The 13814-nt window shown below is 72.9% G+C and carries 14 protein-coding genes; 5 read left to right on the top strand and 9 right to left on the bottom strand.

The window, feature by feature from the left end:
- Positions 1–23: 23 nt before the first annotated feature.
- Positions 24–1043 carry an MBL fold metallo-hydrolase gene (locus C3489_RS31520; RefSeq protein WP_103785524.1) on the bottom strand — a complete coding sequence of 340 codons (1020 nt, stop codon included), beginning with the start codon at positions 1041–1043 and terminating at the stop codon, positions 24–26.
- A 202-nt stretch (positions 1044–1245) separates the two neighbouring features.
- Between C3489_RS31520 and C3489_RS31515 the strand changes: the two genes are divergently transcribed.
- Entirely contained in the window at positions 1246–2700 is a 1455-nt protein-coding gene (locus C3489_RS31515; protein WP_103785523.1) for an aldehyde dehydrogenase, read from the top strand.
- Between the two features lie 3 nt (positions 2701–2703).
- The gene (locus tag C3489_RS31510) at positions 2704–2937 is read left to right on the top strand and encodes a ferredoxin (RefSeq protein WP_103785522.1); all 234 of its coding nucleotides are present in this window, start codon (positions 2704–2706) and stop codon (positions 2935–2937) included.
- Positions 2938–2949: 12 nt separating this feature from the next.
- Here the strand turns inward: C3489_RS31510 and C3489_RS31505 are convergent, their stop codons facing one another.
- A complete protein-coding gene (locus C3489_RS31505) occupies positions 2950–3579 on the bottom strand; it encodes a TetR family transcriptional regulator (RefSeq protein ID WP_103785521.1) in 630 nt (209 codons plus the stop codon).
- 208 nt (positions 3580–3787) lie between these two features.
- Here C3489_RS31505 and C3489_RS31500 point away from each other — a divergent pair, with 208 nt between their 5' ends.
- The 3 genes from C3489_RS31500 to C3489_RS31490 are packed head-to-tail and all read left to right on the top strand — an operon-like array spanning position 3788 to position 6950.
- The gene (locus C3489_RS31500) at positions 3788–5158 is read left to right on the top strand and encodes a glycosyltransferase family 4 protein (protein ID WP_103785520.1); all 1371 of its coding nucleotides are present in this window, start codon (positions 3788–3790) and stop codon (positions 5156–5158) included.
- Complete coding sequence (locus tag C3489_RS31495) at positions 5152–5886, top strand: class I SAM-dependent methyltransferase (protein WP_103785519.1); 735 nt, start codon at positions 5152–5154, stop codon at positions 5884–5886. The genes C3489_RS31500 and C3489_RS31495 overlap by 7 nt, the downstream gene beginning before the upstream one ends.
- Positions 5883–6950 carry a prenyltransferase/squalene oxidase repeat-containing protein gene (locus C3489_RS31490; RefSeq protein WP_103785518.1) on the top strand — a complete coding sequence of 356 codons (1068 nt, stop codon included), beginning with the start codon at positions 5883–5885 and terminating at the stop codon, positions 6948–6950. The genes C3489_RS31495 and C3489_RS31490 overlap by 4 nt, the downstream gene beginning before the upstream one ends.
- A gap of 57 nt (positions 6951–7007) precedes the next feature.
- Here C3489_RS31490 and C3489_RS31485 read toward each other — a convergent pair whose 3' ends face one another.
- The 7 genes from C3489_RS31485 to C3489_RS31455 all read right to left on the bottom strand — a co-directional run bounded on the left by C3489_RS31485 (position 7008) and on the right by C3489_RS31455 (position 13741).
- Positions 7008–7298, bottom strand: coding sequence for a hypothetical protein (locus C3489_RS31485; protein ID WP_103785517.1), 291 nt, complete (start codon positions 7296–7298; stop codon positions 7008–7010).
- A 37-nt stretch (positions 7299–7335) separates the two neighbouring features.
- Positions 7336–8373, bottom strand: a complete 1038-nt coding sequence (locus C3489_RS31480) for an LLM class F420-dependent oxidoreductase (RefSeq protein WP_103785516.1) — start codon at positions 8371–8373, stop codon at positions 7336–7338.
- Between the two features lie 98 nt (positions 8374–8471).
- Positions 8472–9278 (bottom strand): DUF5336 domain-containing protein, encoded by an 807-nt coding sequence (locus C3489_RS31475; RefSeq protein ID WP_103785515.1) that lies wholly within the window; start codon positions 9276–9278, stop codon positions 8472–8474.
- 158 nt (positions 9279–9436) lie between these two features.
- The gene (locus C3489_RS31470) at positions 9437–10399 is read right to left on the bottom strand and encodes an N-acetylmuramoyl-L-alanine amidase (protein WP_103785514.1); all 963 of its coding nucleotides are present in this window, start codon (positions 10397–10399) and stop codon (positions 9437–9439) included.
- Between the two features lie 34 nt (positions 10400–10433).
- Complete coding sequence (locus tag C3489_RS31465) at positions 10434–11084, bottom strand: class I SAM-dependent methyltransferase (RefSeq protein WP_103785513.1); 651 nt, start codon at positions 11082–11084, stop codon at positions 10434–10436.
- Positions 11085–11232: 148 nt separating this feature from the next.
- A complete protein-coding gene (locus C3489_RS31460) occupies positions 11233–12987 on the bottom strand; it encodes an MFS transporter (protein ID WP_103785536.1) in 1755 nt (584 codons plus the stop codon).
- Between the two features lie 109 nt (positions 12988–13096).
- Positions 13097–13741, bottom strand: coding sequence for a response regulator transcription factor (locus C3489_RS31455; protein WP_103785535.1), 645 nt, complete (start codon positions 13739–13741; stop codon positions 13097–13099).
- Positions 13742–13814: the final 73 nt, after the last annotated feature.

Here is a 13814-nt window from a genome sequence, read left to right as displayed (position 1 = left end):
CCGGGGGCGGCCATGGCCGGGGTTCACACGGCCGTGTAGGCCACCGGGTCGCTGCCCGGCGCGGCCTCCGCCCGCCCGAGCTTCACCAGCCGCCGCAGATGCGCCTCGGCCTCGGAGACCGCGATGTTCCGCGAGCCGTAGGGGATCTGCTCCCAGGGCCGGTTCCACTCCATGCGCTCGGCGAGCTGCCACGGGGTGAGCGGCTCGGTCAGCAGGGACAGCAGGCCGGTCAGCCGCTCCTCGTGGTGGGCCAGCAACTGCCGCACCCGCCCCGGTCCGTCGGTGAAGGCGTGCTGGTGGGCCGGGAGCACCTCGGCGGGGGCGAGCCGGCCGACGCGTTCCAGGGAGTCGAGGTAGTCGCCGAGGGGGTCGGTGACGGTGGTGTCGTCGGGGTCCTCGTACAGGCCGATGTGCGGGCTGATGCCGGGCAGCAGGTGGTCGCCGGAGAACAGGCGGCCACGGCCGGGCAGTCCGGCCGGGTGCTCCTCCTCCAGGTGCAGGCACACATGGCCGGGGGTGTGGCCCGGCGTCCAGATCGCGCGCAGCCGGCGGCCCGGCAGGTCCAGCAGTTCGCCGGGGACGATCTCCCGGTCCGGCAGGGCGGGGGAGAGACCGGGCAGCGGGCGCGGGCTGCGCAGCGGGGCCAGGTGTTCCTCGGGGGCGCCGGCGGCGGCCAGTTTCGCGGCCATGTAGGAGAACCAGGCCGCGGGCGGCGCGGACCGGGTGCGCCGTACGACGGCGGCGTCCGCGGCGTGCAGCGCGATCCACGCCCCGGACGCCTCGCGCACCCGGGCGGACAGGCCGTGGTGGTCGGGGTGGTGGTGGGTGACCAGCACACCGTGGATCTCGGTGACGGACGTCCCGCAGGCGGCCAGCCCCTCGGTGAGGGTGTCCCAGGAGGCGGGGTCGTCCCAGCCGGTGTCGATCAGGACCGGGCCGGCGTCGGTGTCGAGGACGTACACCAGGGTGTGCCCGAGGGGGTTGTCCGGGATGGGGACCGCGAGGGACTTCACGCCGCCGCCGTGGTCGTGCACCTGCGCCATGGGTCCCCCTCGTCGCCGCGTTCCGTCACTATAACTAGAACGGGTTTCGACGGTAGCCCGAGTCATCCGTTCCTTTCGCCGGCTCCCGCGCTGTCCGTCCCGTGGACTCCTCCCCCTGGAACTGATATCAGTTCACGTATCTCCATATCTGATGGACCGTCAGACATCGGCTCAGGCATCGGCTCTCGGGAGGCGGCAGGCCATGGCGACCGAGCTCGTGGAACACCGGCAGCTGTTCATCGGCGGGGAGTTGACCGACCCGCTCGGCACGGACGTCATCGAGGTGGTCTGCCCGCACACCGAGGAGGTCATCGGCCGCGTGCCGCACGCCTCGCGCGCCGACGTCGACCGGGCGGTGGCCACAGCGCGCCGCGCCTTCGACGAAGGACCCTGGCCGCGCGCCACGCTCGCGGAGCGGGCCGAGGCCGTCACCCGGATCAAGGACGGCATCCTCGCCCGGCACGAGGAGCTGGCCCGGATCATCTCCCGCGAGAACGGCTCCCCGTACTCCTGGAGCGTCCTCGCGCAGGCGCTGGGCGCGATGATGGTCTGGGACAGCGCGCTCAAGGTCGCCCGGGACTTCACCTACGAGGAGCGGCGCGACGGCGTGCTCGGCCCGCTGCTCGTACGGCGCGAACCGGTCGGGGTGGTCGCGGCCGTCGTCCCCTGGAACGTCCCCCAGTTCGTCGCCGCCGCCAAGCTGGCCCCGGCGCTGCTCGCCGGCTGCACGGTGGTGCTCAAGCCGTCGCCCGAGTCACCGCTCGACGCCTACGTCCTCGGCGAGATCGCGCGGGAGGCCGGGCTGCCGGACGGCGTGCTGTCGATCCTGCCCGCCGACCGCGAGGTGAGCGAGTACCTGGTCGGCCACCCCGGCGTCGACAAGGTCTCCTTCACCGGCTCGGTCCCGGCCGGCCGGCGCGTGATGGAGGTCGCCGCGCGCCACCTCACCCGGGTCACGCTGGAGCTGGGCGGCAAGTCGGCGGCGGTGGTGCTGCCGGACGCGGACGTCGAGGCGGCGGTCGCGGGTGTCGTCCCGGCGGCGTTCATGAACAACGGCCAGGCCTGCGTGGCCCAGACCCGCATCCTCCTGCCGCGCTCCCGCTACGACGAGTTCGCCGACGCCTTCGCCGCCGCCGCGGGCGCGCTGGTGACCGGTGACCCGCTGGACCCGGCGACCCAGGTGGGCCCCCTCGTCGCCCGGCGCCAGCAGCAGCGCAGCCTCGACTACATCCGGATCGGCCAGGAGGAGGGCGCCAAGATCCTCACCGGCGGCGGCCGGCCGGCGGGCCTGGAGCGCGGCTGGTACGTCGAGCCGACCCTCTTCGGCGACGTCGACAACTCCATGCGCGTCGCGCGCGAGGAGATCTTCGGCCCGGTCGTCTGCCTGCTGCCGTACGGCGACGAGCGGGAGGCGGTGAGGATCGCCAACGACTCCGACTACGGCCTGTCCGGCAGCGTGTGGACGTCCGACGTGGAGCGCGGCGTGGAGGTGGCCCGCCAGGTCCGCACCGGCACCTACTCGGTCAACACCTTCAGCCTCGACATGCTGGGCCCGTTCGGCGGCTACAAGAACTCCGGGATCGGGCGGGAGTTCGGCCCGGAGGGCTACGGCGCGTACCTGGAGCACAAGATGATCCACCTGCCGGCGGGGGCGTGAGCGATGGGCGACCGCTGGCACGTCGAGGTCGACCGCTCCCTGTGCATCGGCTCCGCCCAGTGCGTGCACCGGGCACCGGAGGGCTTCCGGCTGGACGGCGCCCGCCAGTCCCACCCGCTCGCCCCCGGCACGGACGCCGACGAACGCGTCCTGACGGCCGCCGAGAACTGCCCGGTGGAGGCCATCACCATCACCCTGCTGGAGAGCGGGGAGCCGGTGTTCCCACCGGAGGAGTGAGGGCGGGCGGACTCAGGACAGGGGCCTCGGGGCCTCGGACTCCGTCAGGTCGATCAGCCGGCACACCGTCTCGATGTCGATCTTCACCTGGGCGATCGAGGCGCGGCCCGAGAGCCAGGTGATCAGGGCCGAGTGCCAGGTGTGCTCGATGACGCGGACGGCCGACAACTGGGCGGGGGTGGGGTCGTCCTGACCCATCGCGTCCAGGATGATCGCCGTCGTCTGACGGGAGACCTGGTCGACCTCCGGGGAGACGCTGCGGTCGGCGAAGGTGAGCGCGCGGACCATCGCGTCCGCCAGGTGCGGCTCGCGCTGCAGGGCACGGAAGGCGCGCATCAGGGTCTCCGCCACCCGCTGCGCCGCCGTCCGGCCGGCCGGCGGCTTCTTGCGCAGCGTGCCGTGCATGTGGTCCAACTGGTCCTGCATCGTGGCCACCAGCAGGTGGATCTTGGACGGGAAGTAGCGGTACAGCGTGCCGAGCGCCACCTGTGAGGCCTCCGCGACCTCCCGCATCTGCACCGCGTCGAAGCCGCCCCGGCTGGCCAGCTGCGCGCTCGCGCGCAGGATGCGGCGGCGGCGCTCCTCCTGACGCTCGGTGAGGGGGGAGGAGGCGGGGCGCGTGGTACTTGGCTGCGCAGGCATGGGTTCCCGTCCGTGACAGTCGGTGAGGGCGTGCGTTCGGACAGCATGGCAGCCGCCCGCCCGTGGTGTGAATCACCTGATCCACTGCTCACAGCGTCGCTACCTGCCGGTAGATTCAGAGCCTCCTGAGCGATCAAGTCTGAAACTTGTTCTAGATTAGCGTCCCGGCGTAATGTCCCGGGACAGTGCAGGCAGAGAGGGGCCCGGAGTGACCGCTGAGGCCAGTCGGACGGGGTCCCCCCAGGACCGCGCCGCGGACGGCGAGCGACCGCTCGACATCGCGCTCCTGACGTACAAAGGGAACCCGTTCTGCGGTGGCCAGGGCGTCTACGTCCGCCACCTCTCCCGCGAGCTGGCCCGCCTCGGCCACCGGGTCGAGGTCATCGGCGCGCAGCCCTACCCCGTCCTCGACGAGGGCTTCGACGGACTGCGCCTCACCGAGCTGCCGAGCCTGGACCTCTACCGCCAGCCCGACCCCTTCCGCACCCCCAGGCGGGAGGAGTACCGGGACTGGATCGACGCCCTGGAGGTCGGCACGATGTGGACCGGCGGCTTCCCCGAGCCGCTGACGTTCTCCCTGCGCGCCCGCCGCCATCTGCGCGCCCGGCGCGGTGACTTCGACGTCGTCCACGACAACCAGACCCTCGGCTACGGGCTGCTCGGCGACATCGGCGCACCGCTCGTCACGACGATCCATCACCCCATCACCGTCGACCGGCAGTTGGAGCTGGACGCCGCCGCGACCTGGCAGCGCCGCTACTCCGTGCGCCGCTGGTACGCCTTCACCCGGATGCAGAAGCGCGTCGCGCGCCGCCTGCCGTCCGTGCTCACCGTCTCCGGCACCTCCCGCCAGGAGATCGTCGACCACCTGGGCGTACGTCAGGACCGCATCCACGTCGTGCACATCGGCGCCGACACCGACCTGTTCTCGCCGGACGCGTCCGTGGCCAAGGTGCCGGGCCGGATCGTCACCACCTCCAGCGCGGACGTGCCGCTCAAGGGCCTGGTCTTCCTCGTCGAGGCGCTGGCGAAGGTGCGCACCGAGCACGGCGACGCCCACCTGGTCGTGGTCGGCAAGCGGCCCACCGAGGGCCCGGTCGCGCAGGCGATCGAGCGCTACGGCCTGGAGGGCGCCGTCGACTTCGTCAAGGGCATCTCCGACGCCGAACTCGTCGACCTGGTCCGCTCGGCCGAGGTCGCGTGCGTGCCGTCGCTGTACGAGGGTTTCTCGCTGCCGGCCGCCGAGGCCATGGCCACCGGCACCCCGCTGGTCGCCACCACCGGCGGCGCCATCCCCGAGGTCGCCGGCCGGGACGGCGAGACCTGCCTCGCGGTGCCGCCCGGCGACGCCGGCGCGCTGGCCGCGGCGCTGGGCCGGCTGCTGGGCGACCCGGAGCTGAGGAACCGCCTCGGCCGGGCCGGCCGTGAGCGCGTACTGCGCCACTTCACCTGGGCGCGGGCCGCCGAGGGCACGGTGGCCCGCTACCGCGAGGCGATCGACGCCTCCCCGGGCCGCCGCCCGGGCCGTACCGCGACCGCAACAGCAGCTGTCTACTCCGAAAGCAGGGCCTCGTGCTGACCGTCGACTTCTCCCGGTTCCCGCTCGCCCCGGGCGACCGTGTCCTGGACCTCGGCTGCGGAGCCGGCCGGCACGCCTTCGAGTGCTACCGGCGCGGCGCCCAGGTCGTGGCCCTCGACCAGAACGGCGAGGAGATCCGCGAGGTCGCCAAGTGGTTCGCGGCGATGAAGGAGGCCGGCGAGGCACCCGAGGGCGCCACCGCGACGGCCATGGAGGGCGACGCCCTGGCCCTGCCCTTCCCCGACGACTCCTTCGACGTCGTCATCATCTCCGAGGTGATGGAGCACATCCCCGACGACAAGGGCGTCCTCGCCGAGATGGTCCGGGTGCTCCGGCCCGGCGGCCGCATCGCCATCACCGTGCCCCGCTACGGACCCGAGAAGGTCTGCTGGGCGCTGTCCGACGCCTACCACGAGGTCGAGGGCGGCCACATCCGCATCTACAAGGCCGACGAACTGCTCGCCAAGGTCCGCGAGGCCGGCCTCAAGCCCTACGGCACCCACCACGCGCACGCGCTGCACTCGCCGTACTGGTGGCTCAAGTGCGCCTTCGGCGTGGACAACGACAAGGCGCTGCCGGTGCGGGCGTACCACAAGCTGCTGGTCTGGGACATCATGAAGAAGCCGCTGGCCACCCGGGTCGCCGAGCAGGCGCTCAACCCGCTGATCGGCAAGAGCTTCGTCGTCTACGCGACCAAGCCGCACCTGCCCCCGGTGGACGCCGCGTGACCACTCCCCGGACGGAACACCTGGTCCTGCCCGGGGTCCTCACCGCCGAGCAGGCCGCCGCCACCGTGCGCGGCCTCCTCGCCGTGCAGCGGGAGGACGGCGCGATCCCGTGGTTCCGGGGCCACCACCTCGACCCGTGGGACCACACCGAGGCCGCGATGGCCCTGGACGCGGCCGGCGAGCACGCCGCCGCCGAGCGGGCCTACGACTGGCTGGCCCGCCACCAGAACGACGACGGCTCCTGGTACGCCGCCTACGCCGACGGCGCCCACGACGACGTCACCGACACCGGCCGCGAGACCAACTTCGTCGCCTACATCGCCGTCGGCGTGTGGCACCACTACCTGTCCACGGGCGACGACACGTTCCTGGACCGCATGTGGCCCACCGTGTACGCGGCGATCGAGTTCGTGCTGCGCCTGCAGCAGCCCGGCGGGCAGATCGGCTGGCGCCGCGACGACGACGGCACGGCGACCGCGGACGCGCTGCTCACCGGCTCCAGCTCCGTCCACCACGCGCTGCGGTGCGCGCTCGCCCTCGCCGAGCAGCGTGAGGAGCCGCAGCCGGACTGGGAGCTGGCGGCCGGTGCGCTGCGGCACGCGATACGCCGGCACCCGGAGCGGTTCCTGGACAAGGACCGCTACTCGATGGACTGGTACTACCCGGTGCTGGGCGGCGCGCTCACCGGCGCGGAGGCCAAGGCCCGCATCGAGGAGCGCTGGGACGACTTCGTGGTGCCCGGCCTCGGGGTGCGCTGCGTGGTCCCCAACCCGTGGGTGACCGGCGGCGAGTCCGCCGAACTCGCCCTGGCGCTGTGGGCGATGGGCGAGTCCGACCGGGCCCTGGAGATCCTCCAGTCCATCCAGCACCTGCGCGACCCCGGGACCGGCCTGTACTGGACGGGCTACGTCTTCGAGGACGCGGCGATCTGGCCGCGTGAGCTGACGACGTGGACGGCCGGGTCGCTGCTGCTCGCTGTCGCGGCGCTGGGTGGGCATGAGGCGACCTGTGCGGTGTTCGGCGGGGAGCTGCTGCCCAGGGGGCTGGAGACCGACTGCTGTTGAGCGCGGGGCGCCGGGGGGAGCCCCGCGCCCCAGGGGGTTGCGGCCGGCCTGGATCGCTCAGTGCCGGTGGATGCGGTTGGCGATCGCGTGGCCCACGAACAGGTAGACCACCGCGGCCAGGCCGTAGCCGGCGACCACTCGGGCCCAGGCGTCGTCGAAGGTGAACAGGTCACGGGACCAGCTCGCCAGCCAGTTCGCCGTGTTGTGGACGAACTGCACCAGGTCGTTGGCCCGGTTGGCGTCCAGCAGGTACATCAGGATCCACAGGCCGAGGATGACGGCCATGACGTCGGCGATGACCGCGATGACCGTCCCGGCCTGATTCGCACTGCGATATCGAGGGGACATACCCGTCGGGTTGCCGCCGGCCGGGACGTGAAACCCGTCAGACGGGCGAAGTGTCCTGATCCCTCTCGGAGTTCAGCTCGGCCAGCACGCGCAGGGTGTGCGGGTCGTCGGTCAGGGCCAGCAGGTCCGTGACCGGGCCCCTGCGCCACTGACGCAGCCGCCCGGAGATCCGGACACGCGGCCCGACCAGGGAGATCTCGTCGGCGAAGGCGTCCGGCACCGCCCGCACCGCCTCCTCCCGGCGCCCGGACAGGAACAGCTCCTGGATGCGCCGGGCCTCCTCCCCGTAGCCCATGCGGGCCATCAGGTCGGCGTGGAAGTTGCGGGCCGCGTGCCCCATGCCGCCGATGTAGAAGCCGAGCATCGCCTTGACCGGCAGCAGCCCCTCGGCGACGTCGTCGCACACCCGCACCTGGGCCAGCGGCGCCACCAGGAACCCCTCCGGCAACTCGGCCACCGCCGGGCCGTACACCTCCGGCCGGCTCGGCGCCCAGTACAGCGGCAGCCAGCCGTCGGCGATGCGCGCCGTCTGCGCCACGTTCTTCGGGCCCTCCGCACCGAGCAGCACGGGCAGTTCGGCCCGCAGCGGGTGGGTGATCGGCTTCAGCGGCCTGCCGAGCCCGGTGCCGTCCGGGCCGCGGTAGGGGTGCGGGTGGTACCGCCCGTCCAGCGCCACCGGCGCCCGACGCCGCAGCACCTGCCGTACGACATCGACGTACTCGCGGGTCGCGGTCAGCGGTGAGGACGGGAACGGGCGCCCGTACCAGCCCTCCACCACCTGCGGCCCGGACAGCCCGAGCCCCAGCAGCATCCGCCCGCCGGAGAGGTGGTCCAGGGTCAGCGCGTGCATCGCCGTGGTCGTCGGCGGCCGGGCGGCCATCTGCGCCACCGCCGTGCCCAGCCGGATCCGCGAGGTGTGCGCGGCGATCCAGGTCAGCGGGGTGAACGCGTCCGAGCCCCAGGACTCCGACGTCCACACGGAGTGATAGCCGAGCCGCTCGGCCTCCCGGGCGAGCGCCAGGTGGTGCGGTGCGGGGCCGCGGCCCCAGTACCCGAGGGCGAGTCCCAGCCGCATGCACGCCTCCTGACGGTGTGTCAGCCACGGCTGCGAGGGTACGGCAACGGCCCCCCGCCCGGAAGGGCGAGGGGCCGTGAGGCGACGAGGGCGGCCGGTCAGCCGCGCTGGATGCCCGAGGTGTCCTGCAGCACGCCCCGGCGACCGTCCTGCGTCTGCGCGACCAGCTGCGCACCGCGCTGCTCGACGGCCAGGTACCAGGTGCCCGGCGCCAGTTCGGCGATCGGCGTCGGCGAGCCGTCCTCCGGGAACAGCGGACGCGGCACCGGCACCGCGAACCAGAACGGGGAGAAGTCCCCGGCCGGCGCCTGCGCCTGCGTCGGCTGCGGCTGCGCGGCCTGCGGCTGACCGCCGGCGAAGGGCTGCGCACCACCCGGCTGCGGCTGACCGCCGTACGGCGGCTGCTGCGCGCCCGGGTAGCCGTAACCGCCCTGCGGCTGGGCGCCGTAGGGCTGCGGCGCCGCGGGCCGCTGCGCCGGCACCAGCGGGCCCTGGAGCGCCCGGACCAACGGGGTGGCGATGGCCGCGCCGGCCAGCACCGCGGCGGCGAGGAAGCCCAGGATGAGACCGGCCCCGGCGTTGCCGGAGTCGATCAGGGACCACAGCAGGACCCAGGCGACCACCACGGTGACGGCGGTGCCGAACGCTCCCAGGTCCTGGCCGGCGAGCTTGCGCGGGCCACCCGGCTGGAGACGGGCGAGCACGACCAGTACGGCGCCGATCACCCCTGCCAGGTAGGTGCCGAGACCCAGTCCCAGGCTGTCCCACGCGTTCGGGAAGTCGGCCGCGTTGCAGTACGGGTCCGGGGCGTCACAGCCGGACAGATCGAGGAACGACGCGATGAACAGCAATACCGCTGCTCCGATCACCACGCCGTCGCCCCGAGTGAGGGAGCGGATATTCACTTCAGGTCCTTCATAGGTCGTCTCGTCGTCGGAAGAGGCGTCGCTGTCACCATGTCGCCGTCAGGCCCCGGTGTGAAGCGCGGGGGTGGCCCCTCATCGTAAGGACGACCTTATCGTCCGTCCGACGAGGCTGTCCGCAGGGAAGAGCGCGTTGATCCCTACCCGCGCAGGAAACTCACGATTCCCTCAGAGATCCCTTGCGCCGCTTTCTGCCGCCAGGCGCCGCTGGTCAGCAGCGCCTCGTCCTTGCTATCGCGCATGTTGCCGCACTCGATGAACACCTTGGGAACCGTTGACAGATTGAGACCGCCCAGGTCCTTCCGCGTGACGATTCCGGTGCCGTCACCGAGGTAGTTGGAGGGCGCGCTGCCGGTGACGCGCACGAAGTTGCCGGCGATGCGCTCGCCGAGATCGCGCGAGGGGCCCACGATGGCCCGGGTGTCGGCGGCGCCCGCGTGCACCGCCGCCGGGAGGATCACATGGAACCCGCGGTTGCCCTGCGCGGAGCCGTCCGCGTGGATCGACACGACCGCGTCGGCGCCGGCGGTGTTGCCGATCCGGGCCCGCTCGTCCACGCACGGGCCGTACGGCCGGTCGCCGTCCTGCGTCAACCGCACCGTGGCGCCCTGCTGCTGAAGCAGCGTGCGCAGCCGCCGGGCGACGTCCAGGGTGAAACGGGCCTCGGTGTAACCGGAGTTGGTGGAGGTGCCGGTGGTGTCGCACTCCTTGGAGTTCGTGCCGATGTCCACCTGCCGGTTGATGGCGGCGGTGTGCTGGAAGTTGCCGGGGTTGTGGCCGGGGTCGATGACGACGACCTTGCCCTTGAGGGGGCCGGTGGCGGCGGGCGCGGACGAGGAGGGGGCGGAGGAAGGGCGGGGCGCCGGCTTGGGGGAGCCGGCGGGCTGCTTGCCGTCGTCCCGGGCCGACGGGGAACCGGTCGTCGGCGTCGCCACGGTCGCCGCCCGCCCCGGGCCCCCGGTGCCGCCCGGGGCGCCCACGGCCTCGTACACCAGCCAGCCGAGCAGCGCCCCCGGCACCAGCGCCGCGAGCCCTACGAGGAGCGGGCGGCGGCGGGAGCGGGGAGGCTGCGGGGGATCGAAGTCGGGGCCCAGGTACGACACGCCTGCCACCCTAACCGGGGCGGATGCCCGACGTTCAGATTCCGCTGCCCGTGCGCCGCAGCACCCGCATCGACTCCGTCACGGACACCTCCGTGAACGCGCCCGACGCCAGCGCCCGCAGATAGATGCGGTACGGCGCCTGGCCCGTGAACTCGTCCACCGGGTCCGGGAAGACGTCGTGGATGACGAGCAGCCCGCCCTCGGCGACATGCGGGGCCCAGCCCTCGTAGTCGGCGCTCGCGTGCTCGTCGGTGTGCCCGCCGTCGATGAAGACCAGACCGAGCGGGCTCCGCCAGAACGCCGCCACCTGCGGCGAGCGGCCCACCACCGCGACGACGTGGTCCTCCAGACCGGCCCGGTGCAGCGTCCGCCGGAACGTCGGCAGCGTGTCCATCAGCCCGATCTCCGGGTCGACCGTCTCCGGGTCGTGATAGTCCCACCCCGGCTGCTGCTCCTCGCTGCCCCGGTGATGGTCGACGGTGACGGCGACGACCCCGGCCTGCCGCGCGGCATCCGCCAGCAGGATCGTGGACCGCCCGCAGTACGTCCCGACCTCCAGCAACGGCAGCCCCAACGCCCCCGCCTCGACAGCGGCCGCATACAACGCCAGCCCCTCATCGACCGGCATGAACCCCTTGGCCGCCTGAAACGCGGCGAGGATCTCGGGCTTGGGGGCGGTGGACATGGGGCGGCCTCTCGGTCGTACGGCGCATCAGTGGGCCCATGCTGCCGCACCCCCCGTCGACATCTCGACGGGGGGTGCGATGGGCGCCCCGAAAGGGGCGCGGGGAACTGCGCGACCAGCCACAACGGCCCCGCAGCCGCCGGACGACCTATCCAGGCACCACCGCGGAGCGCTCCGTCTCACCGGGCAACGAAAGATCCAGCTCAACGGCCACCTCATCCCCGGGGTGACTCGCAGCCGAAGCCAACGGCGCATGCCCGGCAGCCTTCGCTGCCAGCACGTACGCCCCAGAAGCCGGCACGGCCAGTGCATAGCTGCCGTCCGCCAAGGACACCGTCGCCCCCGCCTGCCGCCCCCGCCGGTCGATCAGCGTGACCTTGGCCCGGGCGACCGGGGAGCCGTCGGCGGACAGCACCCGCCCACGGAAGCCCCGCAGCACCGCTTCGGCCCGCTCCAGATGGAGGTCCTCCTCGCTGGAGGCGACGAGCTGCGGCACTGCGGAGGGCCGCCGCCCCGGCAGCAGCAGAGCCATGAGCAGGCCCACGGCCACCGCCCCGGTGGCGATGAGGAAGGACACCCGGAAACCGTGCATGGTCGGCACCGCCACCCCGCCGACGTGGTCGGCCGTGTTCGCCAGCACCATGCCGATCACGGCGCTGGAGACCGACGTGCCGATGGACCGCATCAGGGTGTTCAGGCCGTTGGCCGCGCCGGTCTCGGAGGCCGGGACCGCGCCGACGATCAGCGCGGGCAGCGAGGAGTAGGCGAGGCCGATGCCCGCGCCGAGCATCACGGAGGTGACGACGGTCTGCCAGGCGGCGTCCATCAGGCCGAGGCCGCCGGCGTAGCCCACGGCGATCACCAGCAGGCCGATGATCAGGGTGACCTTGGGGCCGTAGCGGGCGGACAGACGGGCGTAGACGGGGGCCGTGAACATCATCGTCAGACCCAGCGGGGCCACGCACAGACCCGCGACGACCATGGACTGGCCGAGGCCGTACCCGGTGGCGGTGGGCAGCTGGAGCAGCTGGGGCAGCACGAGGGAGACGACGTAGAAGCTGACACCGACCATGATCGAGGCGAGGTTGGTGAGCAGGACCTCGCGGCGGGCGGTGGTGCGCAGGTCGACCAGCGGTGCCTTGACCCGCAGTTCCATCAGGCCCCACAGCAGCAGGACCACCACGGCGGCGGCGAACAGGCCGAGCGTGGTGCCCGAGGCCCAGCCCCAGTCGCTGCCCTTGGTGATCGGCAGCAGGAGCAGGACCAGGCCGGCGGACAGGCCGAGCGCGCCGGGCAGGTCGAAGGAGCCCTCGGCGCGCATCGGGGACTCGGGGACGGTGAGCAGGGTGAGGACGATGGAGAGCACACCGAGGCCGGCGGCGCCGTAGAAGAGGGCGTGCCAGTCGGCGTGCTGGGCCACCAGTGCGGCGGCGGGCAGGGCGAGGCCGCCGCCGACGCCGATGGAGGAGCTCATCAGGGCCATCGCCGAGCCGAGCTTCTCGCGCGGCAGGGTGTCGCGCATCAGGCCGATGCCGAGCGGGATCGCGCCCATCGCGAAGCCCTGCAGGGTGCGGCCCGCGATCATGGTGAGCAGGTCGTCGGTGACGGCGCTGATCAGCGCGCCGGCCACCATCACGGCGAGGCTGGCGATCAGCATGCGCCGCTTGCCGTACAGGTCGCCGAGGCGGCCCATGATCGGGGTGGCGACCGCGCCCGAGAGCAGGGTGGAGGTCAGGACCCAGGTGGCGTTGGTGGGCGCGGTGTGGAGCAGCTGCGGGAGGTCCTTGATCACCGGGACGAGCAGCGTCTGCATCACCGCGACCACGATGCCCGCGAAGGCGAGCACCGGGACGACGGCCCCGCTCGCTGACCGGGCGGGCTGGTCGGTCGTCGTTCGTGTCATGTCGATCAGCAACCCGTATGCACGGGCAACTATTCCGATGCTTTGGTCAGCTAACGATTTCTTGACCATGTCATGACGATCTGAGCGCATGTCAGCCCCGGCCGCGTCCCTACAGCCACCCCTGGTGGCGGGCCTCGCGGGCGGCCTCGGCGCGGTTGCGGGTGCCGGTCTTGCCGATGGCCGCCGAGAGGTAGTTGCGGACCGTCGACTCCGACAGGTGCAGGACGGCCGCGATGTCGGCGACCGTCGCGCCGTCCGCCGAGGCCTTCAGGACGTCGGTCTCGCGGGCGGTCAGCGGGCTGGGTCCGGCGCTGAGTGCGGCGGCGGCCAGCGCGGGGTCGACGACCGTCTCACCGGTGAGCACCCGGCGGATCGCCTCCGCCAGCTCCTCCACCGGCCCGTCCTTGACCAGGAACCCCGCGGCCCCCGCCTCCATGGCCCGGCGCAGATAGCCGGGCCGGCCGAAGGTGGTGAGGATCAGCACCCGGCAGTCCGGCGCCTGGTCGCGCAGCTCGGCGGCGGCGTCCAGTCCGCTCAGGCCGGGCAGTTCGATGTCGAGGAGGGCCACGTCGGGGCGGTGGATCAGGGCGGCGTCCACGATGGCGTCACCGGCGGCGACCTGCGCCACCACCTCGATGTCCTCCTCCATCCCGAGCAGCAGGGCCAGCGCCCCGCGCATCATCCCCTGATCCTCCGCGAGCAGTACCCGGATGGACTTGCCGGGCCGCCGCTCACGGGACGACTCGCCGTTCACGGGCCAAGCGTAGAAGAGGGGGAGGAGCCGCGAGGGGCGCTTTCCCACCCCCGACGACCCGGCGCCTCCGCCC

Origin of the sequence: Streptomyces sp. Ru71 (genome assembly GCF_002920535.1) — a bacterium.
In the GTDB taxonomy this organism is placed as follows: domain Bacteria; phylum Actinomycetota; class Actinomycetes; order Streptomycetales; family Streptomycetaceae; genus Streptomyces.
This window is presented reverse-complemented; position numbering and strand designations above follow the sequence as displayed.

Excerpts from the sequence above, each read along its gene's own strand:
- C3489_RS31480 (WP_103785516.1), bottom strand. The coding sequence starts at position 8,373 with ATGCGGCTGGGACTCGCCCTCGGGTACTGGGGCCGCGGCCCCGCACCG.
- C3489_RS31505 (WP_103785521.1), bottom strand. The coding sequence starts at position 3,579 with ATGCCTGCGCAGCCAAGTACCACGCGCCCCGCCTCCTCCCCCCTCACC.
- C3489_RS31520 (WP_103785524.1), bottom strand. The coding sequence starts at position 1,043 with ATGGCGCAGGTGCACGACCACGGCGGCGGCGTGAAGTCCCTCGCGGTC.
- C3489_RS31460 (WP_103785536.1), bottom strand. The coding sequence starts at position 12,987 with ATGACACGAACGACGACCGACCAGCCCGCCCGGTCAGCGAGCGGGGCC.
- C3489_RS31515 (WP_103785523.1), top strand. The coding sequence starts at position 1,246 with ATGGCGACCGAGCTCGTGGAACACCGGCAGCTGTTCATCGGCGGGGAG.
- C3489_RS31510 (WP_103785522.1), top strand. The coding sequence starts at position 2,704 with ATGGGCGACCGCTGGCACGTCGAGGTCGACCGCTCCCTGTGCATCGGC.
- C3489_RS31485 (WP_103785517.1), bottom strand. The coding sequence starts at position 7,298 with ATGTCCCCTCGATATCGCAGTGCGAATCAGGCCGGGACGGTCATCGCG.
- C3489_RS31465 (WP_103785513.1), bottom strand. The coding sequence starts at position 11,084 with ATGTCCACCGCCCCCAAGCCCGAGATCCTCGCCGCGTTTCAGGCGGCC.